General features: G+C 49.9%; 14 protein-coding genes. 1 reads left to right on the forward strand and 13 read right to left on the reverse strand.

Going from position 1 to position 24,080, the window contains the following annotated elements; all coding sequences use genetic code 11:
• Positions 1-48: 48 nt before the first annotated feature.
• The 9 genes from EL173_RS15415 to mgtA form a co-directional block, all read right to left on the reverse strand.
• Positions 49-4,650, reverse strand: coding sequence for an LPXTG cell wall anchor domain-containing protein (locus EL173_RS15415; RefSeq protein ID WP_263289410.1), 4,602 nt, complete (start codon positions 4,648-4,650; stop codon positions 49-51).
• Positions 4,651-4,773: 123 nt separating this feature from the next.
• On the reverse strand, positions 4,774-8,019 hold the full coding sequence (locus EL173_RS15420) for a KxYKxGKxW signal peptide domain-containing protein (RefSeq protein WP_220094871.1): 3,246 nt from the start codon (positions 8,017-8,019) through the stop codon (positions 4,774-4,776).
• 149 nt (positions 8,020-8,168) lie between these two features.
• Positions 8,169-9,665 (reverse strand): glycosyltransferase, encoded by a 1,497-nt coding sequence (locus EL173_RS11675; protein ID WP_015764686.1) that lies wholly within the window; start codon positions 9,663-9,665, stop codon positions 8,169-8,171.
• On the reverse strand, positions 9,662-11,215 hold the full coding sequence (locus EL173_RS11680) for a glycosyltransferase family 4 protein (RefSeq protein ID WP_014571544.1): 1,554 nt from the start codon (positions 11,213-11,215) through the stop codon (positions 9,662-9,664). Before EL173_RS11680 ends, EL173_RS11675 begins: the two co-directional genes overlap by 4 nt.
• A 549-nt stretch (positions 11,216-11,764) precedes the next feature.
• Positions 11,765-13,138 carry an NAD-dependent succinate-semialdehyde dehydrogenase gene (locus EL173_RS11685; protein WP_005692417.1) on the reverse strand — a complete coding sequence of 458 codons (1,374 nt, stop codon included), beginning with the start codon at positions 13,136-13,138 and terminating at the stop codon, positions 11,765-11,767.
• Between the two features lie 166 nt (positions 13,139-13,304).
• On the reverse strand, positions 13,305-13,850 hold the full coding sequence (locus EL173_RS11690) for a GNAT family N-acetyltransferase (protein ID WP_005692415.1): 546 nt from the start codon (positions 13,848-13,850) through the stop codon (positions 13,305-13,307).
• A 100-nt stretch (positions 13,851-13,950) separates the two neighbouring features.
• Complete coding sequence (gene rplA / locus EL173_RS11695; RefSeq protein ID WP_005688083.1) at positions 13,951-14,640, reverse strand: 50S ribosomal protein L1; 690 nt, start codon at positions 14,638-14,640, stop codon at positions 13,951-13,953.
• A gap of 96 nt (positions 14,641-14,736) precedes the next feature.
• On the reverse strand, positions 14,737-15,162 hold the full coding sequence (gene rplK / locus EL173_RS11700) for a 50S ribosomal protein L11 (protein WP_005688081.1): 426 nt from the start codon (positions 15,160-15,162) through the stop codon (positions 14,737-14,739).
• Between the two features lie 158 nt (positions 15,163-15,320).
• Positions 15,321-17,951, reverse strand: coding sequence for a magnesium-translocating P-type ATPase (gene mgtA, locus EL173_RS11705; RefSeq protein WP_014571545.1), 2,631 nt, complete (start codon positions 17,949-17,951; stop codon positions 15,321-15,323).
• A gap of 740 nt (positions 17,952-18,691) precedes the next feature.
• Between mgtA and EL173_RS11710 the strand changes: the two genes are divergently transcribed.
• Positions 18,692-20,143 carry an amidase gene (locus EL173_RS11710; protein ID WP_005692411.1) on the forward strand — a complete coding sequence of 484 codons (1,452 nt, stop codon included), beginning with the start codon at positions 18,692-18,694 and terminating at the stop codon, positions 20,141-20,143.
• Positions 20,144-20,299: 156 nt separating this feature from the next.
• Here EL173_RS11710 and EL173_RS11715 read toward each other — a convergent pair whose 3' ends face one another.
• The 4 genes from EL173_RS11715 to nrdJ are packed head-to-tail and all read right to left on the reverse strand — an operon-like array spanning position 20,300 to position 24,052.
• Entirely contained in the window at positions 20,300-20,836 is a 537-nt protein-coding gene (locus EL173_RS11715) for a cob(I)yrinic acid a,c-diamide adenosyltransferase (protein WP_005692409.1), read from the reverse strand.
• 15 nt (positions 20,837-20,851) lie between these two features.
• Positions 20,852-21,394, reverse strand: a complete 543-nt coding sequence (locus EL173_RS11720; RefSeq protein ID WP_005692407.1) for an ECF transporter S component — start codon at positions 21,392-21,394, stop codon at positions 20,852-20,854.
• Complete coding sequence (locus EL173_RS11725; protein WP_005686185.1) at positions 21,391-21,783, reverse strand: DUF4430 domain-containing protein; 393 nt, start codon at positions 21,781-21,783, stop codon at positions 21,391-21,393. The genes EL173_RS11720 and EL173_RS11725 overlap by 4 nt, the downstream gene beginning before the upstream one ends.
• 22 nt (positions 21,784-21,805) lie before the next feature.
• Positions 21,806-24,052: a ribonucleoside-triphosphate reductase, adenosylcobalamin-dependent gene (nrdJ, locus tag EL173_RS11730; protein ID WP_015764687.1), complete on the reverse strand. Its 2,247-nt coding sequence runs from the start codon at positions 24,050-24,052 to the stop codon at positions 21,806-21,808.
• Positions 24,053-24,080 lie beyond the last annotated feature (28 nt).

Below are 24,080 nucleotides of genomic sequence, written 5' to 3' on the forward strand. Positions count from 1 at the left end.
CAGATTTTGGTTTATCACCAGTGTATGGGCGACATTAGTGATCCAATATTACTTTGATGGCTTATTTTCCTTCTGATGTCTGGTTCCCGCAAGACCAAACAATCCCATCAGACTAACAATCAGCAAACCCAAAACAGAAGTACCGCTTTCAGCATCATCACCGGTCTGCGGTAGCATATGCCTCCCTGCATGATCCGTTTGCGGTAATGAACCTATCTGGATTGTTTGACCGGCTTGTGTTGGCTTCGTTTGTGTTGGCTTCGTTTGTGTTGGCTTCGTTTGTGTTGGCTTCGTCTGCGTTGGCGTCTGACCCGATGGCATACTACCTGTCGTCTCTCCACCAGTACTTGGCAAAATATGGGAGCCAGCGGTTGACCCTGCGGCACTCTGATCAGCCAAGGATGTGGCGGAACTAATGGCAGCAGTTGTCGCGCTGGATGCTACATCGGCGGCGCTACTTGCCTTAGCATCGTCAGACAAAGCGGCACTGGCAGCGCTAGAAGCTACCGAATCATCAGAAGCAGCAGCACTGGCGGCACTGCTTGCTTGGCTTTCAGCGCTCTTAGCACTGCTTGCAGCTGCACTTGCTGCATGAGAGTATATACCCGCAGCACTACTGTTACCAGCCTTTGCAGCACTGGATGCGGCACTGGCCGCGCTGGACGCGACACTCGCAGCACTGCTTGATACAACATCCTCACTGGAAGCAATACTTGCTTGTTCACTAGCATGACTTGCAGCCGACGATGCCGTCGAAGCCTCACTTTGTGCGGCACTAGCGGCACTGGATGCAGTACTTGCTGCACTGGACGCAATACTTACATCTGACTGGACCCCACTATCACTTGGGTACCTGGACGCAGCACTGGATGCGGCACTTGCTTGACTTGTAGCACTACTTGCATGGCCAGTCGCTTCACTGGCGCTGGAGCCTGCCTGATGAGCATATGAACCGGCTTCACTGGCACTCGAACTTGCAGCACTAGCATACGCAGACGTTGCGGTCGATGCTCGACCCGCTTCGCTGGCACTGGAACTTGCGCCACTTCGTGTGCCTTGAGCTGCCGCTGAACTAGCAGCCGCGCTCGCGGCACTTGAAGCTGCGCCTTCCGCAGCGCTGGCAACTTTGTCAAAGCCTGCAGCCGCACTGGCGGCACTGGAAGCTACCGAGTCATCGGATGCCGCGGCACTCGCCGCTCCGCTGGCAACTGCTTCTGCACGCTTGGCACTGCTTGCTGCGGCACTCGCCGCACTCGAGAATCCTGCTGCGGCTTTGCTATCACCCGCCTTGGTCGCACTGGCTGCGGCACTCGCATTACTGTTGGCCGTGCTGGCCGCACTGCTTGCCACCACATCGGCACTTGCAGCCGTCTTCGCCTGTTCACTTGCATCACTGGCAGCACTGGAACCAACCGCAGCGGCACTGGTTGCGGCACTCGCGTTACTGCTTGCCTTTGCTGCCTCGCTTGCAGCCTGACTGGCTAGTGACTGAATCCCACTATCCTTCGGATAGCTGGATGCCGCACTCGCAGCGGTGCTGGCATGTTGGGCTGCACTGCCGGACTGACCGGCAGCGTCACTGGCGCTGGAGCCTGCCTGATGAGCATATGAACCGGCTTCACTGGCACTCGAACTTGCAGCACTAGCATACGCAGATGTTGCGGTCGATGCTTGACCCGCTTCGCTGGCACTGGAGCTTGCGCCACCTCGTGTGCCTTGAGCTGCCGCTGAACTAGCAGCCGCGCTCGCGGCACTTGAAGCTGCGCCTTCCGCAGCGCTGGCAGCTTTGTCAAAGCCTGCAGCCGCACTGGCGGCACTAGAAGCTACCGAGTCATCGGATGCCGCGGCACTCGCCGCTCCGCTGGCAACTGCTTCTGCACGCTTGGCACTGCTTGCTGCGGCACTCGCCGCACTCGAGAATCCTGCTGCGGCTTTGCTATCACCAGCCTTGGTCGCACTGGCTGCGGCACTCGCGTTACTGTTGGCCGTGCTGGCCGCACTGCTTGCCACCACATCGGCACTTGCAGCCGTCTTCGCCTGTTCACTTGCATCACTGGCAGCACTGGAACCAACCGCAGCAGCACTGGTTGCGGCACTCGCGTTACTGCTTGCCTTTGCTGCCTCGCTTGCAGCCTGACTGGCTAGTGACTGAATCCCACTATCCTTCGGATAGCTGGATGCCGCACTCGCAGCGGTGCTGGCATGTTGGGCTGCACTGCCGGACTGACCGGCAGCGTCACTGGCGCTGGAGCCTGCCTGATGAGCATATGAACCGGCTTCACTGGCACTCGAACTTGCAGCACTAGCATACGCAGATGTTGCGGTTGATGCTCGACCCGCTTCGCTGGCACTGGAACTTGCGCCACCTCGTGTGCCTTGAGCTGCCGCTGAACTAGCAGCCGCGCTCGCGGCACTTGAAGCTGCGCCTTCCGCAGCGCTGGCAACTTTGTCAAAGCCTGCAGCCGCACTGGCGGCACTGGAAGCTACCGAGTCATCGGATGCCGCGGCACTCGCCGCTTCGCTGGCAACTGCTTCTGCACCCTTGGCACTGCTTGCTGCGGCACTCGCCGCACTCGAGAATCCTGCTGCGGCTTTGCTATCACCAGCCTTGGTCGCACTGGCTGCGGCACTCGCATTACTGTTGGCCGTGCTGGCCGCACTGCTTGCCACCACATCGGCACTTGCAGCCGTCTTCGCCTGTTCACTTGCATCACTGGCAGCACTGGAACCAACGGCCGCGGCGCTGGTTGCGGCACTCGCGTTACTGCTTGCCTTTGCTGCCTCGCTTGCAGCCTGACTGGCTAGTGACTGAATCCCACTATCCTTCGGATAGCTGGATGCCGCACTCGCAGCGGTGCTGGCATGTTGGGCTGCACTGCCGGACTGACCGGCAGCGTCACTGGCGCTGGAGCCTGCCTGATGAGCATATGAACCGGCTTCACTGGCACTCGAACTTGCAGCACTAGCATACGCAGATGTTGCGGTCGATGCTTGACCCGCTTCGCTGGCACTGGAGCTTGCGCCACCTCGTGTGCCTTGAGCTGCCGCTGAACTAGCAGCCGCGCTCGCGGCACTTGAAGCTGCGCCTTCCGCAGCGCTGGCAGCTTTGTCAAAGCCTGCAGCCGCACTGGCGGCACTAGAAGCTACCGAGTCATCGGATGCCGCGGCACTCGCCGCTCCGCTGGCAACTGCTTCTGCACGCTTGGCACTGCTTGCTGCGGCACTCGCCGCACTCGAGAATCCTGCTGCGGCTTTGCTATCACCAGCCTTGGTCGCACTGGCTGCGGCACTCGCGTTACTGTTGGCCGTGCTGGCCGCACTGCTTGCCACCACATCGGCACTTGCAGCCGTCTTCGCCTGTTCACTTGCATCACTGGCAGCACTGGAACCAACCGCAGCAGCACTGGTTGCGGCACTCGCGTTACTGCTTGCCTTTGCTGCCTCGCTTGCAGCCTGACTGGCTAGTGACTGAATCCCACTATCCTTCGGATAGCTGGATGCCGCACTCGCAGCGGTGCTGGCATGTTGGGCTGCACTGCCGGACTGACCGGCAGCGTCACTGGCGCTGGAGCCTGCCTGATGAGCATATGAACCGGCTTCACTGGCACTCGAACTTGCAGCACTAGCATACGCAGATGTTGCGGTTGATGCTCGACCCGCTTCGCTGGCACTGGAACTTGCGCCACCTCGTGTGCCTTGAGCTGCCGCTGAACTAGCAGCCGCGCTCGCGGCACTTGAAGCTGCGCCTTCCGCAGCGCTGGCAACTTTGTCAAAGCCTGCAGCCGCACTGGCGGCACTGGAAGCTACCGAGTCATCGGATGCCGCGGCACTCGCCGCTTCGCTGGCAACTGCTTCTGCACCCTTGGCACTGCTTGCTGCGGCACTCGCCGCACTCGAGAATCCTGCTGCGGCTTTGCTATCACCAGCCTTGGTCGCACTGGCTGCGGCACTCGCGTTACTGTTAGCCGTGCTGGCCGCACTGCTTGCCACCACATCGGCACTTGCAGCCGTCTTCGCCTGTTCACTTGCATCACTGGCAGCACTGGAACCAACCTCAGCGGCACTGGCTGCAGCACTCGCGTTACTGCTTGCCTTTGCTGCCTCGCTTGCAGCCTGACTGGCTAGTGACTGAATCCCACTATCCTTCGGATAGCTGGATGCCGCACTCGCAGCGGTGCTGGCATGTTGGGCTGCACTGCCGGACTGACCGGCAGCGTCACTGGCGCTGGAACCTGCCTGATGAGCATATGAACCGGCTTCACTGGCACTCGAACTTGCAGCACTAGCATACGCAGATGTTGCGGTTGATGCTCGACCCGCTTCGCTGGCACTGGAACTTGCGCCACCTCGTGTGCCTTGAGCTGCCGCTGAACTAGCAGCCGCGCTCGCGGCACTTGAAGCTGCGCCTTCCGCAGCGCTGGCAGCTTTGTCAAAGCCTGCAGCCGCACTGGCGGCGCTAGAAGCTACCGAGTCATCGGATGCCGCGGCACTCGCCGCTCCGCTGGCAACTGCTTCTGCACGCTTGGCACTGCTTGCTGCGGCACTCGCCGCACTCGAGAATCCTGCTGCGGCTTTGCTATCACCAGCCTTGGTCGCACTGGCTGCGGCACTCGCATTACTGTTGGCCGTGCTGGCTGCACTGCTTGCCACCACATCGGCACTTGCAGCCGTCTTCGCCTGTTCACTTGCATCACTGGCAGCACTGGAACCAACGGCCGCGGCGCTGGTTGCGGCACTCGCGTTACTGCTTGCCTTTGCTGCCTCGCTTGCAGCCTAACTGGCTAGTGACTGAATCCCACTATCCTTCGGATAGCTGGATGCCGCACTCGCAGCGGTGCTGGCATGTTGGGCTGCACTGCCGGACTGACCGGCAGCGTCACTGGCGCTGGAACCTGCCTGATGAGCATATGAACCGGCTTCACTGGCACTCGAACTTGCAGCACTAGCATACGCAGATGTTGCGGTTGATGCTTGACCCGCTTCGCTGGCACTGGAACTTGCGCCACTTGCGTAATCAGTTAGAGACTTGATCTTATTCAAATCATCAAGTGCTTGACTTCTTGCTGTAGCTGCAGTCGCTTGGTTATTCTTGGAGTCGCTTTGAGCTGCACTAGCAACAGCAGCTGCACTACCCGCTGCTGCTGCATCACTCACTGCAACCTTGGCAGCAACTTGCGCTGTCGATAACGCTGCGCTCATGGCAGCCGCAGCGGAACTTGCTGCAGATGATGCAGTGGCATATCCCGAACTATCATTAGCAGCAGAAGCGGCACTGGCCTCAGAAGCGTAGGAATCATAAGCAGCGGCTGCAGAGTTTGCTGATGCATCAGCGTTACTTACGGCAGCAGCTGCAGATGACGCTTCACTAGCCGCGCTACTTGCCACGATTGCTGCGGACGCTGCCGCACTGGAACTAGCCGCAGCAGACTTGCTAGCTGCCAAAGCAATTTGCGATTGCTTCTCAGCATCACTGGCAAGAGACTTGACTTCCATATTATCAGCATGACTGCCAGCAATCGATTGCGCTTCACTTGCATAACTCGCCGCATCACTAGCAGCAGCACTTGTAGCCTTTGCCTGTGAAGCTGTGACATCAGCAGCACTATTGGCGTTGATTAAGCTGCCAGCTGCACTGGATGCCTGCTTTGGCGTTTCGGCATCGTTGATCACTACCGTCGCTGTTTTCACAATGAATCCAGCACTCGAAATAACTTCAAATGAAGCATTGGCAGGTAACGAAACCCCAGTCGGCAGTTCGTAACTCCAATTACCGCCCTTGTCCGCCTGTACCAAATATTTTGTACTATCATAGGAATTCGCAGTTAAGCTGCCTTCTGGAATCCCCTTTAAACCTGAAATCGTTACATAGGCTCCGGCAGTGGTTTTACCTGTAAGCGTTGTGGTTTCATCAGTAACTGGATTTACCTTAATAAAATTATCACTGGCACTGACGAACTCCAGGCTTTTATCAGTCGCAAACGTGTCGGCAAGTGCTTTCCCGGATTGTTCATCTTCTGCTGTCTCACCTTCAACCGTAGCGGTATCTGAAGAAGAGCCATTCCCTTTTAGTGTATAGATAGCGGACTTATATGGACCATAGGCATTCCCGTCATCCGGAATGATTTTCACATATTGACCTGTTAGCGTACCGGTACCACTGACTTTAAATAAACTGCTGTCTGCGTCATCGTTATCGGTAATCTTAAAAAGAACGGATTTCGGCATATAGATGTTAATGTTGGCATCGTCACCGACTTTCAACAAATGCGCTTCGCCCGTGCCACCGTCAATGGTTAAGTTGGCCGTAGCATCCTGTGCAAAACTCAGTTGACCGTCATTTGCTACATTAATTGCATTGACACTCTTTGTCCCTGTACCCGTTACATTAAGATCCAAAGTGCTGCCACTTGCAACGAAGAAGCCTCCGGTACCTTTAATATTGATAAAGCCATAGCCAAGTTTAGGCGCACCATTTTGAGTGATCGTCATGTGCGATCCTTCGTTGAGGTTGACAGTTCCGGTACCGTCAATTCTTACCGGAATGTTTCCAGTTGCACCGGTAATGGATACCGTTGCATTCTTATCAACGGTTAGATTACCACCGTCTTCAATATAGATTGGTGCAAAGCCATCTTTCACAAGTGCATTTTTATTAAGGATAACGGTTGATCCATCCTTAAACTCAACATTACCTCCCTGTGTATCAATCAATGCATTCGTACCACGTTCATTCGATTTGCTTGCATCCGTGCGTTGTAAGTTAACGGTTGCTCCCTTGTCAACAATAAATGAACCGCCATCATATACTTCAACGTTAGTCCCACCAGTAGTTGTCCCCGTGTAAGTAGCGCCAGGCAAAACCTCTAAATAACTAATTTGAAAGTTTTGCTGGTTGCCTAAGCCTTGGGTTGTCTGGGTTGATCCGTCCAGCGGGGAAACATAACTGCCCACTGACTGAATCTTTGTATTCCCCTTAATAAAGGCTTTTGTATAAATGCCATACATCAGTTGTGCACCTGTGTATGTGACATTATTGAACACTACCGAATGATCGATGCCGTCTTTCGGCTTACTACCCTTGATAGTAACCGGGCCCCACCAACTGTAACCGTACATATTTAAATCGTTGATGGTAAACGATTCATTCTGACTACTTGTAGGATCAGCTTCGAAATACTTCTTTTGAAAATCAATTGTGTGGTTATTGCCATTAATAACTAAGTTTGGCCGATAAGCATACGATTGGCGATCACCACTAACATCCATAACAAAGTCGGACTGTACGTTGATGACACTTACCGTTGAATCGGCCATGGCTGCATCAAACTCTGACGCGGTGCTGACATCGGCGCTAGAAGCATCGTTTGATACCGCTTCATTAACTGGAGTTTGACCTTCAGATGTATTTGTTGCAGAGGCACTATTGGCGCTTGCACTTGTTACACTGGCGGCGCTGTTGCCTTCATTTGCCTGACTCGTAGTATCTGAACTACCACTTGACGTGCCGCCAACACCCTGACTCGCACGACCATCGCTGGCATTAACTGCACTACTGCTTAGAGCGCTGGTCGCTTTTTCGCCGTTACTGCCAGCACTGGCTGAACTAGTGCTTTTGATCTGGCCACTACTTTCAACGCTAGCACTACTTTGAGACGCACTGGCCGCGTTGGCACTACTTTGACTGCCGCCAATTTTACTATTAGTGGTCGTTGCCACATTTGCCGTGCTCGCTTTGGCTTGACCATCGCTCGCACTGCTGCTGGCTGTAGCTACACTTGCACTTGCTGATTTTAGGCTATTTGTTCCATTTTGACCACTACTGGCTCCCGATGAAGGCGCTTCGATAAACTCTGAACTGTTGGGCGCTTGAGCATCAGCTTTAACCAAATTCGTCTGATAGGCGGTTCCCAAACCGATGCCGATGAAGAATAATGGAGCAATTAACCATTTCTTCTTTGCCTTAAACATCTTGAAACGCTTTTTCTCCACCAAAACATTTGCTCTATTTATCTTTTTCATACCCAAGATCCTCTCAATAAATAATGAGCAACCCACTTGATTTTTTACTTGTATTTAAAAATCCGGCTTAGAACTGTTTAAATAGTTTCTCGTGGTGCGATCATCCCCTTTCCTGAGTACTTGCAAGCAAAAGCGAACCGGGAGTCATCTCAAAAGAACGCTGATAATACTGACTTCCATGCACCGATGAAATCAGCTTCTGAATGTTGTTTTGCAGTATTTAAAGCACCAGCTTGTAATTTGTGATAAAGCCGATTATCTTGTAACACGACCAAAATCGCCTTGCCTAACTCGCTAGGCGTCATATTAGCAACCGCCACCCCGTTTTGTCTGTTCACTAACAGGTTATGCTTCAAGAAGTGACATCCGTATGCAATCACTGGTATGCCATACGACATTGCCTCAAGACTATTCATACCGAAAGCTTCTGACTTCGCCGCAGAAACAAACAGCGTCGTCTTGTTCAAAATATCCTGATTGTCATTGCTATAGGCAACCAGATGAATCGCATCATCAAGTTTTTTCTTGTGGATTCTATCGCGGATCTCCCGGCGATAGGCCTCGTCTGAAAAATAACCTTTGAGGAACAGTTCAGCATCCGGGCGTTCTCGGTGTACACGTTCAAACGCATCAACCAAATCCGTAATCTGTTTATCTGGAAAAAGACGCCCGATATACGCCAATCGTGGATGATCGGGTTGTATTTTCTTAGCTTTCGGCGTCTGTGCATAAGTATCCGGGGCAGCCTCAATGGTTAAGTACGGATATTGAGTCTCAATCGCTTTAACTTGATCATGCGTAGGAAAAATAACGGTACTAAACGGATGCTGCTCGCTTAGTACCTCGTTATAAATGACATTAGGTACGCGCTTCTTCCCTTCTCCTTTCAAGAACAGGTCACCTTCATGAATAAAAGCGAGCTTAGCAGTTGCATGATTAACTTGCTTGACGGCAGCATCGAGCGTTCTGCGATCTGAAATCATGATCCCCGGATTGCCTTTACTAATTTCATTCAGGAAAAAACGGAAAAGGTCATCTTCGGAATCAAATACATAATCATGTCCTTGATAATGAACCAACTTCCACATTGTCGGTGCAAGCTGACCATTTTTATTCATGTGGATAATCTCCAAAACCACATGGCCTTTCTGATCCAAAAACTTCTGTGCAGCCACGGTTCCATCGGGATTATAATTTTGTTCCATAGACTTAAACCCGCGCCAATCCCAGAATTCGGTTAACTCTTTGTGATCAAAGCGATCATAATAATCAATACTTCCAACTAATCCGACCGTCTCTGGCATGACAGTAATCTTTGCAAGCGTTCGACCTAACAGATCGATAGTTGTCGTATTATTGTCAATCCCAACGACATGATATTTCGTCAGGGGAATCGATTCCAGTAAGCGTAACTTTTGTTCTTTACGCTCAACCCCGACAACACCCTGAAAGTAATCGTACATGTTGATATATGCATCTTTGTTAACTCCTGCACGCTCGGCATCCCGATACAAGAAGCGATTATAGTTCCGGAGTAGCAGTTTAGATTCAATGCCATTTTGATTGAAGGCTTTCAGGCGTTGCAGCTGCGAGAACTCAGTGCCGGAATTAAATGTAAAAACATTTTCACCAACCATGTAAATCATTTCGTCACCTTCCCCTCACTCTTTTGTGCATCCATTAAAACGTTGTGCCATTTCTTCCAAACATTTTCTTCAGAATATCTGTTAGCAGATTCGTATGCATTCGTACTCATCTGCTGCATCTTGTCACGATCGGATAGCAATAACTGAATCTTCTCCGCTAAGGCATGAATATCGCCATACGGAGTGACATACCCATTGATGCCGTCTTGCACGATTTCGTTTGGACCGTAGTTAACGTCATAGGTCACGCCGACAACACCATGCGAAATCGCCTCCAGTAATGAGAGATCAAAACCTTCCATGATAGAAGTTAAGCCAAAAATCTGGGCAGTATCATACGCACTTTCCAGATTTTCCGTGTAGCCTTTAAAAGCCACAACCCCTTCCAATGAAAGTTCTTGGATTGTTTTTTCGATTTTTCGTTTTTCAGCATAATGATTCGTTGCATCCGGGTAACCATACAAATCCAGCGTCACTTGCGGTATTTGTTTGTGGACGATGGCAATGGCTCGAACCAGATCATTCAGATTTTTTTCCGGTGCAATCCTAGCAACCGCGATGACTTTGCCGAATATTCGATTTTCCGACAGAATTCGCTGGCGGTGAAGCACGTCATCCGATACCACGCCAACAGGAACATGGAAGGACTTTTTGATGTAAGGGAAGCGTCTTTGAACATCGGCTGCCTGCTTTTTAGTTGCAGAAACAAATGCTGAATACTTCGCACCATTAACTAATGCAAATTCATAATTGTTATTCATAATCGAATCCATTGGCCGTTGCGCATCGCCAGCATGTGAATTATGTAGGTGCATAATCGTGTAAGCGGGTTTCTCTAGATGAATAAGCGCTTCATCCGCCAATAAAGACCGATCAAGGATAAAGACATTCTGGCCAGTTTCATTCATGTCATTAATAAAATGTTCAAAAAACGCATCAATCGTGTCAAACTGAAAAATTTTACCTTTGCGATCTGTCAGAATCCACCCAGTCTGCTTAAGCTTGCCATCTTCATTTTTCTTGTTAAATGCTCTGATTACCGGACGGCCATCCACCGTTAGCCATTCCTCGTTGCCAACCTTATTGTCTGGGGTATACCACTGAACCAATGATTTAAATCCGCGAACATCATAAAATTCAACTTGGTATAGATTCTCAACTCCGTCAAACAATTCGACAGAAACCACCTGTCTAGTGCCGCGAACATAGTTGATCCGCGCAGCCAATCGCCCATCAGCTCGTGAAACCAACATACGATTGTGCTCGTAATCATCGGAATATTGAAGATCTTTAAGTCCCAGATCTACCTGCTCCGGTAACAACCGGACCACGTCAACATGGCAGGCGTGCTGATAGTAATCAAACATGTTAACGAGGTGATCATCCGTAATTCCTGCATTGGCAGTGTTAGTATGTAGATCCCGTTCCCAATCCCGTAGAAGAAATACGTAAGGTTCACCATGCTTATCAAATAGGCGCTTGCGCTTTATCTGCGCATGCTCAATACCCGATTTGCTGGCAGGCATACCGAAATTGATGAAATAGTTCACTAGCAATCACTCCTAGACTCAAAAATAAACTTATCGAGAAAAATTGTGTTAGTTATGAAACGAACTCTGACTATTAATTAACCTTGTCTCCCGGAAGCATTATCTATCCAATATAGGCGCTAACACGTCGGCCACTCAGAACCGTCACTGGCTAGAATTTAACTCATACCCTACACTAATTTCTGACTACTTATACAATACTAGCATTAAAAAATTTGTTAATATATAAATACAATGAAATCGATTCCACTTTTGAATTTTTCTCGAGCATATTGCACCATCCCCCGTTATAATCAGCGCCATATCAGCCATCCACAGGTTAAAAATTTTTTTCGAAAATTATTTTTCAAAAACCAGATCATCACCAAAAAAGCATGCCACCATAAGCTGTTCCTTGGTCTACAAATTTTTTCGCACCAAATTCCAGTTATTGACTCATGCTTCTGGCCATTAAAAAAGACTTTATCACGGCAAATGCGCAACAAAGTCTTTTCAAAGTTTCGTTATGATACAAAGGCGGTTTTTCACTTGAAACTCGTGTGGGCTAGATCACTGACGCAGCGCCCGGGTCACCGTTTGCTCATTGACAAACGTATACAGGCCTAAATCTCCCAGTTCACGACCATAGCCGGAGTTCTTGACCCCGCCAAATGGCAACTCAGCATTGTAGCTTTGACTCTGATTGGCACCGACCATCCCGGTTTCAATCTGGGCAGCGACTTCTGCCGCATGATTGGTATCACCGGCAAAGACTGCTCCGCCAAGGCCATAAGGAACATCATTGGCCAACGCAATCGCTTCTTCTTCGCTATGCACCTTATAAACGCAGGCGACCGGGCCGAATAATTCTGTCCGATACGCCGGATTGTCCTTGTCAATATCCGTTAAAATAGTCGGCCGGAAGAAGGCACCAGGCAAATCAACCGGTGTATTGCCGTAAACAACTTTGGCTCCGTGTTCAATGGCAGTATCAACCTGACCTTGCAGCTTATCTTTTGCCTTTTGACTGTTCAATGGACCCACATTGACTGATGGATCACTCGGATCGCCAATTTTGACGTTTTCAAAACCTTTCTTCAAGCCGGCAACAAAGTCATCGTAGTATTTATCTAACACAATAAACCGTTTGGAGCTGGTGCAAACCTGTCCGCAATTCATGAGGCGAGTTTTAATGGCTTCTGGAATCACGTGCTCAAGATCAGCCCCGTCCAAGACCAGAAAAGCATCCATACCGCCTAATTCCATCAGCGACTTCTTCAAATACTTACCTGCCAACGCCGCCACATGCGAACCCGCACCTTCTGAACCCGTCAAGCAGACACCGGCAACGCGCGGATCTTTAATAAAGGTCTCGGTATCATCATGCCCGATAAGTGCGATTTGGAAAGCACCTTTGTCAGCGCCGCCAGCCAGAACTGCTTTTTCAAATTCAAGGCCGCTAGCCGGAACATTGCTGGCAGGTTTAATGATCACCGCATTCCCCACCATAAAGTTTGGTGCGAAAACACGCATTAACTGGTAGTAAGGGAAGTTCCACGGTTCAACGCCAAACACAATACCACTGGCAACGTGATTGACCACCGCAGCCCCTGCAGTACTGTTAAGCGGTTGCGGCTGCAGCAATGCCGGAGCCCGATCAGCGTACATATCCGCAATTTCAGCGCAAAGTTCAACTTCGCCTAACGCTTCTTCGGTCCGCTTGCCCATTTCTTTGGTAATAATTGCCGCCATTTCATCGGCATTGTCGCGGAAATAAGCAGCAACCGCATGTAATGTTGCACTACGCGTTGCAGGGTCAAGATTACGCTGCTGCTTGTAAAAAGCATGCCCCGCCGTCAACATCTCACTAATTTGTGCCGGTGTTGTGTTCGCATAAGTTTTCTCCAACGTGTTCGTGTTCGGATCAACGGTTTGATAAGCCATTTTTGTAAACGCTCCCTTCGTGTCCTTACTTAATCATAGCTTATTCAGAGGGTAGATGCCAACCGGATAAATTCCAAGACAGCGGATGAACCCTCGACGACAGATTGCCTGGCAAATTATCGTATCAACAAGCACCGAATAATCCGCTATCAACAAGTCGTCGGGCTCAAATACCCGTTGCAGCAGCTAACTGAATATGGTAAATGGCAAGCGATTCAGTGTTTTGTTCGGGCAAGATTTCCTGTAAAACGCCGCCACTGGCCTCAATCGTCTTGCGGCTTGCCCAATTAGCCGCTTTTGCTGTCACAATGACATAAGGTTCCTGGCGTTGCTGATAATAACCTAACGCAAATTTGAGCAAGTTTTTCGCATAACCGTGGCCGCGCTGAGACGGAGCCACATAATAGCCGATGTGCCCGCCGGTTCTGGCTAGCATCGGTGTCATTTCAGTCCGGCAGCGAACCCGCCCCAAGATGACGTTTTCCGAGTTAAACATGAAAAAAGCAAACTGCGGCACTAACTCGGGTTTTTCGGGATTCTGATCGGCGGTTAGTACTGCCAACCTTGTCGTAAAGTCGGTTGCAGGCGTCAATTCGCGAACAATATTTTGACTGTGAGGATTTTGCTGATCGAAATTTAAAACATCGCGCCGAAACTCATTAAATGCATCCTCATCATTGGGTTGAAGCGACCGGATCGTGAATGATTCCATAGTAAGACCTCTTTTCGTAACTTGACGGTTCAGACTTAATTTACCGCAAAAGAAAAAGACCCGCTAATCATAGCGAGTCTTAAAATATTCAATGAATGTTTTAGAAGTCTGTTGGGTTAACCTTGATGCCAGGTGCCATCGTTGAGGTCAACGTCAAACTCTTGATGTAAATACCTTTGGTGCTTGCTGGACGAGCCTTCAGCACAATATCATTCATTGCTTTGAAGTTTTCAAGCAGCTTGTCAGCATCGAAGCTCTTCTTACCGATTGGGGCATGGATGATACCAGCCTTGTCAACACGATAAGCAACTTGACCAGCCTTGATGTCATTAACAGCCTTGGCCGTGTCCATCGTAACGGTACCGGTCTTCGGGTTTGGCATCAAGCCTTTCGGTCCAAGAATCCGGCCTAAACGTCCAACTTGGGCCATCATTGGTGGTGTTGCAACGGCAACATCAAAGTCCAACCAGCCGTCCTGGATCTTTTGCACAAGATCTTCGGCGCCAACAATATCAGCACCTGCATCTTCAGCAGCCTTAGCCTGATCGCCTTGGGCAAAAACAATAACCTTCGACGTTTTACCAGTTCCGTTTGGTAGCACAACAGCGCCACGGATCTGCTGGTCAGCCTGCTTTGGATCAACATTCAATCGATATGCAACTTCAACGGTTTCGTCGAACTTTGCAAAGTCGATTTTCTTAAGCAGATTAACTGCTTCTTCAGGGGTATACTGCTTGGTCGCATCAACGGCCTTAGCAGCCTCTAAATACTTTTTACCTTTTTTAGCCATTCTGGGTTTTCCTCCTTGCAAATGTGGTCACTGGGAGCATTTTACTCCCTTCCACCTGATTGCCTCAGTTTTCACTGAGAATCCGAACAGTGCGGCCTAGTCTTCGACTTCGAAGCCCATGGAGCGAGCTGTTCCTTCAACCATGCGCATTGCCGCTTCAACATCGGCAGCGTTAAGGTCTTGCATCTTTGTTTCGGCGATTTCCTTAACCTGAGCTTTGGTTACCTTAGCAACCTTCTTCGTGTTCGGTTCGCCGGAACCATGTTCAACACCAGCAGCTTTCTTCAGTAGAATAGCAGCCGGCGGGGTCTTGGTTACGAAATCAAACGAACGATCTTCATAAACCGTGATGACAACAGGGATAATCATGCCAGCCTGATCAGCTGTCCGTGCATTGAAATCCTTGGTGAACCCCATAATGTTGATACCGGCTTGCCCAAGTGCAGGGCCAACCGGAGGAGCTGGGGTTGCTTTCCCAGCAGGAATTTGGAGTTTGACAATGTTTGCTACTTTTTTAGCCACGAGACATACCTCCTTAAGTCCGTGATGTGGTTATGATGGCCAGAATTTTTGGCCTCCCACGCGTATGCTGAAAACATACTCGAATAGATTACCATGTTAGACGATAAAAGGCAAGAAGAACCGGCACATCCCTGCGTTTTATCTGTTCCCAAAAAACTTCATAACCACGGTCGTCCGCGCTTTAGGTAAATTCTTTTAACAGTTTCAACCAATATCAAATAGATAAGAATAATGACAGCAGCTCCAGGCCAGTAAGTGACTGGTAAAATACCGAAATCAAATGCCTGATGGAATGGCGATAGAATTATGAAAAGGCCAACTAACAAAGCCATCATGGTTGACAAGATGACAATAGCTGAGGCTGGTGACCGCCAAAATGGCGTTTGGCGGGTGCGTAAGACATGAACCACCAGTGATTGGGTAAATAGACCAACCACAAACCACCCCGCCTGAAATAGGTGCTGAGCCGGCACACTGGCAGCATGCGTCCCAACGCCAAGCCCGAACCATAAAAATAGGAAAGTCGTGATATCAAAAATCGAACTTAGCGGTCCAAAAGTCAATGTGTAGCGCAATAATCCCTTGGCTCGCCACGGTGTCGGTTGCGCTAAGGTTGCTTCATCCACATTGTCCCATGGAATCGTCATTTGCGAGGTATCATAAATCAGATTTTGAACCAGTAATTGAATGGCCAGCATCGGTAGGAAAGGTAAAAAGATACTCGCCACTAACACCGAAAAAGCATTACCGAAATTAGATGCAATGGTCATTTTAATGTATTTCATAGCGTTGGCATAAACGCGACGACCTTCTAGAATCCCATCTTCCAACACCAATAAGCTTTTTTCCAACAAAATAATGCCGCTTGCATCTTTGGTAATATCGGCAGCTGTATCCACGCTGATGCTGACATCCGCTTCACGCAACGCAGCAGTATCATTGATGCCATCACCCATGTATCCGACTGTGTGACCGGCCGCACGCATGGTTTTAATGATTCTGGCTTTTTGCATCGGACTTAGTTTCACAAACAAATCCGTGGTCTCAACTGCCTGTCGCAACGCGCTATCATCCATGGCATCAACGTCATTGCCGGTTGCAACAAGCTGATTGGCAATTCCTACTTCCTCAGCAACATGCTGCGTAATAATGGCGTTATCGCCGGTCAGAACCTTAACCCGGACACCATGCGCGCCTAACAACCCAATTGCTTCTTTTGCATCGGGTTTGGCCGGATCAAGGAAACCCAGAAAACCAGCCAAAACCATATGCTGTTCATCCGCTGGCGTATAAATTTCCTGTTGATGGACGTCTTGACGATATGCCACGACAATCATGCGCATACCTTGACCACTCATGGCCGCGTTAGTTTGCTCAAGTTTTCGGATCCGCTCAGGTGTCAGCGGCAGTACATCACCATTGAGTTGCACTCGGTCACAAACCGCCAGCATTTCTTCGAAGGCGCCTTTTGTGATCATCCACTGATGCGCGTCGTTAGCAACGACAACCGTCAGTCGGCGGCGTTCAAAATCAAACGGAATCTCATCAATTTTGGTCAGCCCGCTTGGTAAATCGGTTAAAAGATGCTGATGCTCACGGGCATAATCCACCACTGCAGTATCCATCAAGTTGTGCCACCCGGTTTGATAATTAGCATTCATATATGCCATCCGCAACACTGCCGGATCGGTTTCGCCCGTAGCATCAACATAGCGCATCACAACGACCCGGTCCTCAGTGATGGTCCCGGTTTTATCCGTGAAAAGCGTATCAATTGCGCCAAGATTTTGAATGGCGTGCAGTCGTTTCACAATGACTTTCCGCTTCGACATCGCCAACGCCCCTTTTGCCAGGTTACTGTTGACAATCATCGGCAGCATTTCCGGTGTCAGTCCGACCGCCACCGCGATGGCAAAAAAGAATGCCTGGGACCAATCGTGCTTGGTAATACCGTTAATGACAAAGACCACCGGCACCAGCACCAACATCATGCTAATTAAAACCCGGCTAATGGCGCGCATCCCTTGCTCAAAACTGGTCGGCGCCGGCTTATCGCTAATTTGACTCGCCATGTCGCCAAAATAAGTCGCGTCTCCCGTTTTTAGAATAACGGCCGTCCCCGATCCGGAAATTACATCAGTTCCCATAAAAACGAGATTAGGAGCATCAAACAAGCTTTGTTTATCGCTTAAATTCGCCGCGCCTGCTTTCTTCTCTACCGGCATCGCTTCACCAGTAAACGACGACTGATTGACAAATAAATCATGAGTCGCAACTAAATAGGCATCAGCCGGGATCATATCACCGGTCGCCAGCTGAACAATGTCACCAGGCACCACTTCATCCATGGGGTGCTCTTTGGTTTCACCGGCACGCGTGATCGCCGTGGTATTGGCAATCAAGGCCGCCAATGCATGACTTTCCTTTTGAGAACGATATTCCTGCCAAAAATGAATGGACACCGATAAGATAATCATCAAGCCCATCATTCTGGCGCCGTCATAATCCGCAGTCATGGTTGAGACTGCACACAACAATAGCAATACCCAGACAAAGGGTTCGTTGAATGCAGCGAATAAAATTAAATACCACGGGCGCGGATGTTGGGTAACAACCGTGTTGGGGCCGTCCTGTTCAAGCCGTTCTGCTGCCTCTTGTGAAGACAAACCCGCTTCTTGCGTCTTCAAAGCTGCAAAAATGGCTTGTGGTTCTTGCTGGCTGTACCGTGTCAGTGCAGCAGTTTTCTCCTGAGTCGAAGCATCGCGCCTCGATATGGTTTTATTGAACATCATTATTTGTTATATAAACTGTGGAAGCATGCCGCTATGACACGAATTAAAGCTTTATATCGTTCCTCCTCATAAATTTGACGTATGCATGTCGTCTCTAGCAAGCATCCGCGAGACACTTACTGGTTTCATCATACTTGGCAAGGTTTCAGAGCCTATGTTGCTTATTAACAGCTCATCAATACATTTCGCCATTGAGTTTGTTTTGACCACATGAGCACCTTCCACTTAATGATTGCACTCATGTCTGCGTGGGTGCCGCGTCGCTATTATCCATAAACTGCCATTGTTTCATCACTCCCTCGTTTTCATGCCTTAGCCGAAAAAATATAACGGGCTAAAACAATTAACTTTACTCAAAGCTTAACTTGACGGTAAGATGGTTGTCAAAGGTAACTAAAAATAACTGCTGTCAGGGAAACAAAAGGCGCTTGTTGGCATGAGGTCTAACCGCGCCGGCTCGCGCTTCGACCATAACGCGCTCACCAGCCCAGAAACCTGCGTGTAAGGACCTTGGTCGCAATGGCCAAAGCCCGGCCATCACGCCCGAGGCCGCTTACACTCCGGTTTCTAACCGGGCTGGTTCACGCTCACTTTCTATAACGCGCTCACCAGCGCAGAAGTCTGCGTGTAAGGACCTTGGTCGCAATGGCCAAAGCCCGGCCATCACGCCCAAGGCCGCTTACACTCCGACTTCTAACCGCGCCGGCTCGCGCTCACTATCTTTTTGGAGGCTAAACATGATTTCTTCAGCATTAGCTCAAGCCGCGGCTGTTCGTGCAGGTGCCGTGACGAGTGGTGACTTGATTGACATGACTGCAAAAAAATTAACCACGCGCAATCCGCAACTGAATGCGGTAACGTGGACGAGGTTTGATGCGGCAAAGCATGAAGCCGCGGCACTCACGGATACTGGTCAGCCTTTTTTCGGGGTTCCTTTGTTTTTGAAGGGACTCGGTCAAAGCCTCGCCGGCGCTCCGGAAACAGGCGGCAGCCGTCTTTTTAAAGATGCCAAGGCAACCCGTACGAATAACTTTGTTCAGGCCTTGCAAAGACTGGGTTTCATCATTGTCGGTCAAAGTAATGTGCCGGAATTCGGATTTAAAAACATTACCGATGCTGCACTTTACGGACCGGCGCGTAATCCTTGGAATCTGGCCTACTCACCGGGTGGCTCTTCCGGTGGTGCTGCAGCGTTGGTTGCCGCAGGAATTAGCCCGCTCGCAGCCGGTTCTGACGGTGGCGGCTCTATCCGCATCCCCGCTTCATTTTCTGGATTGATCGGGTTAAAACCAACGCGTGGTCGTGTTCCCACCGGTCCCGGTGAATGGCGCGGCTGGCAAGGTGCCTCCATTAATTTTGCCTTGACCCGGACAATGGCAGATACCGAAGCGCTCTTACGCGGTTTAGCCACTACTCAATTAGCCGCACCGTTTATCGCCCCACCACTGCGGCTTGATCAAGTCAACGACACGCGACCGTTAAGAATTGCTTACACAACGCAATCTCCCGTGGGCACACCGGTCAGCAGCACCGCCATAACTGCCGTCGAAAAAGCTGTCGATGCGTTGCGCGCTGCAGGGCATACCGTGACCGAAGCTGCTCCGGATGTGGACGGTGTGGCACTCATGCAGGCTTATTATCTGATGAATGGTGGCGAAACGGCTGCCATGTTCCAAGCCTACACCGATCAAACCGGTCGGACGGTTACGCCTAACGATATTGAGTTAATCACTTGGGCCATCTATCAAGCAGGGTTGCACACCACCGCCGCTGATTACAGCCGGTCGTTAGCCATCTGGGATCGAGCCGCTGAAGCTTACAGTCGGTTTCACGAAAGTTACGACTTGCTGTTAACCCCGACCACCGCCAAAACCGCCCCGCGCATTGATGCCGCGTTACAATCACCAGCGATCATTAAAAAAATGCACCACGCAGCCGAGCTTGACCCAAGCGAACAACAAACGCTGATCTGGGATTTATTCGAACCCAGTCTCACCTATTCACCATTCACGCAACAAGCGAACTTAACCGGCGCCCCAGCCATCAGCTTGCCGACCGCTATTTCAGATGAAGGCCTGCCACTAGGGATCCAATTTACCGCCGCCAAGGGTCGTGAAGATCAACTTCTACGGATCGGCTATTGGTTTGAACAACACCATCTTTTGAAAATGTTGCCTGTAGCGGAATAAGATCGCCAGCCGCAAGCCAGCCTTCGTAAGCGACAGAATAGCTTTTAGTTAAAAATGCGTTCCACTATCACAGTATGCAAAAAGCCTTGGTCCAATTTTTCGGATCAAGGCTTTTTACTTGCGGGTCTTTCAAACTAACGATCACACTAACCTTGTTTACTTACTTTTCACCTCAGCAACGCCTGCTTTGAAGTTGACGTAGCGTGCCAACGCAAAAAGATAGTCAGATAGCCGGTTGCTATATTGCAATGTGACGGCGCTCAAAGTGTCATCTTTAGCAGCTAATTGATCCAATGACCGTTCTGCGCGCCGGGCCACTGCTCTGCCGTATTGTAACGCGGCTGCTAGCGGATGTCCGCCTGGCAAAACAAACGCTGTGATATGGGGAACGGCGGCCATCATTTGATCAATCGCATCTTCTAGTGCCTTCACATGTGCTTCTGTGATCGTTTGGTGCCGCGGAACCGCAATATCCGCCAGCAGCTCATATAATTCCCGCTGCCGTGCTTGCAACGCTTCTGTAAGCCAGGCAAATCCTGGCGTTGCCTGCGCTTGAGCAGCAACATAGCCGAGCCACGAATCGAGTTCATCAAGATCGCCTAGTGCCACAATCTGCGGATCGTATTTTGGCACCTTCTTACCGTTAATCTGTTTGGTCGCACCGTGATCCCCGACTTTTGTGTATAGCTTCATGACTGCCTCCTGTCTTCAACCCTGATGAGAAAAGCGTTTCAATCCCTGTTGCAAAACCAGCACCACAATCGGATAAAACACGAGATTTCCAATGACGTGATAAGTATCAAACAATAAACCACTTAAATAATAAGCCCAAAAGCCAAGACCATTCAAACTGCCAATGACGGCCATTCCTAAACTAACGATGAACCCGTATAAGTAGCCAAGCAGACCGGCTATCCCAATCTGAATCCAAAGTGTGAGCCGAATCAGCGGTATCAACGTTACGCTAACTTGAACCACGACTAGGCACATCGCATAAGCAACAATCTGCGGCAACGTCCACAAGCCAAATCCTAAAATCAGATTTGAAACCACCAAGGTACTCATGGTCAAAGCAATGCCCCACCGAAATCCCAGTAGCAGCGTTGTCACCATCAAAATATCCGTGACGGGCTGAACATTAGGAATCGGTACTTTAATAATGCGCAAAACCGTACACAAGGCGGTTAATAAACCAAGCAAAGCCACCGCCCGGACAGGCGATGGCTTTTTGGCTGCTACTGGCAGCTTCATTTAGTCACACTCAAGTCAAACACAACTTTATCATGGTTCTTAACCGGTTGCTGCGAGGCACCTTTTTTAGCCATCTTGCCATTGATGGTGTACAGCCAGTATGTTTTCTTGGCAACATTTTGCTTCTTGCCAGCGATCTCAGTGATGAAGCCCTTGGAAGCCTTGACTTTCCAGCCCTTCTTCAAACCGGTCATAACAACAGATTTTTTAGGTTGCGTGATTTTCTTATTCGCAAATGCCTTACCGTTTTCCTTCAGTTGATACGTGACCACAATCTGATTGGGTTTGCTGCTGCTTTTGGCCGTACTGCTAGCACTGCTGCTGCACCCGGTAAGAACCAACATCGCAGTGAAGAAGACAACCAGTGACCGTAAAACTTTCTTTAACATGAACCTACATCCTCCATATCGTTTATTTAATCGGGCAAGCACCGCCAGCACAATCGGTTTGATCCACTAATCCGAGATCTTTTTGATCATGATCGGCATTTTGAGCCGCAAAAACCGCTGCAACCGAACCGTGAATCTGTTGGCATTTCTGCTTGTAAGTCTGGACGTCAATTGGTTCTTTTGGTGCTTGTTTAAAGCCTGCGCCAACGTATGGCAGCATTGACGTGGACTTGATGACATGCCGATATTGTGATAATAAGTCAGCAATCTGGTCAGCTTCTTCAGGCTGGAAGGTCACGGTGCAACTCACCGCATTATCAGACCAGTATGTTTGCAAGAACGCTTGGGTGGCAATTTGTTCGGCAATCGAAACCGTGCCTGCCGAAGCAAATGCCGGATCATCCGCATGCGCTGCACGAATCGGAAATTCAACGACCATCGTATTTTTAGTGTAAACATCCGGTTCAATGTGATAGCCACATGCCTTCAGTGCCGGCAATAGCGGATCATTGGCCTGGAACCGAATCCGTTGAATCAAATAACCGGCATAATGGAAATGCATGCCTTCGGAAACACCCGCCAATTTAGCCACAGTTCCGGATGGTTTAACGGTTGTGTGCTTGCGCGACGGTTCGCATCCCAAGGCTTCAGAATAAGCTTTATCTGCGTTGACCACCGTACGATAAAGTCCATCAACCGCTTGTTTAATCTCAGGATCGTAAATCGGTTTCTCGACCATTTTTCCCGTATGCGGATCAACAACCGGTTCAAATCCGGAAACAACCCGATGACCGAAATCATCCAGGAACCAGTCTTGAATACCGGACATCGAAATGCCGATTCGCCGGTTCTTCTTGATAATATCGCGTGAAACCTGCCAGTCGTAGTTGCTAAAGGTGACCCGTTTAGCATAACGCGCCGCCAACGTGAAGGCTTGTTTTAGCTTCCAACCTTGCTGCACGGCCACAACCGGGAATACTTCAAATAAATTGCAGGGCTCACCGTTGGCCAAAGAAATTTCGCCGCAAGGATTTGTCCCTTCGACATCCGGATCATTGGCGGCATTTTCGCCATCGACAATGCGTCCATAGTGCCGGGACAAGTCGAGATTGACAATACCTGGTTCGCCATTTTTGGCAATCGCCGTCGCAATCGGTGCGTAGGCTTCAAACTGGGTATCAATCGCAACACTGTTATTCGATGCCCAACGATGATGATACAGTTGCTTTTGATCCTGCTTCATGGTGATAAACGCATCATCATCAGCAGATCCTAACGACATTTCGGCAGAGCGGCGAACATTACCTGCGACAACGGTTTTACCAATCAGATTGCCAATATCGGTTGCATCAACCGCTGTCAAATGCTTGCCAACTCGCGCATTAAGCACGTTATTGATATCCTGCAACATTTCAACTAACGGCATGGGCCCTGAAGCCGTACCGCCAAAACCATGAATGCGCGCGCCTTTTGGTCGAATATTGGTAATGTCTAATACCAATTTCGTTTGGCCACTAGGATTAGTTGCGGCAAAATGGTGATCAATCACCTTGGCATTGGCCAAAACCCAGCCTTCGCGCGTATCCGGCAAAACATACCGATCGTTGCGTTCGGTTGCATGGGCTTGTTCCCATGCTTGTCGATCAACCGCGCCCATCTTAAGTGAAGCTTCATAACTGGCGCTGCGCCGATCAATGACAATCGTCAAATCAACCGCACTGGCTACTGGTGGCAACTTGGCGATATTGTCTTTGGTGACGGAAAAACCAACACCGCCGCCTTTCATCAATTCATCAAACATGAAAGAATATGGCATCGAAACAGCAGGCTGATCAGCAGAAAAATCGGTTGGCACAATATGTGAATCGCCATATGGTTGGGGACGAATCGCAATAAACCAGCAATTATTCAATGCATCGCCATTACGCTTTTGATAATCCGTTCCGGAAATCCAAAGGTTACGGCCAGATGGCGTGCCTGCCAACCCATAAATAAGTTTGAAAAGATTGCGCGCCTCTTTTTGCAAGGCCGTTACTACTTTAGGATCCGGATCCGCAGTATGTAAACGCGGATCAAGGTTAATATTGCCTTCAACAACGCGCTTGACGGTTTCATCCCAATTCTCGGTTCGCTCTTCATTCGGCAGCCACCGCGCATAGGTCCGCTTGTAGGTTACCCAGCCAAGCTCCCCCCAGTGCGGCTTAATTTCTTTCTTAACCTCGGCAATGAATTCAGGCGCCAAGGTGATCGGTTTCATCATAACTTGCATATCCGTCCCTCCCGTATACAAGATATGG

It is taken from the genome of Lacticaseibacillus rhamnosus (assembly GCF_900636965.1).
Classification (GTDB): Bacteria; Bacillota; Bacilli; order Lactobacillales; family Lactobacillaceae; genus Lacticaseibacillus; species Lacticaseibacillus rhamnosus.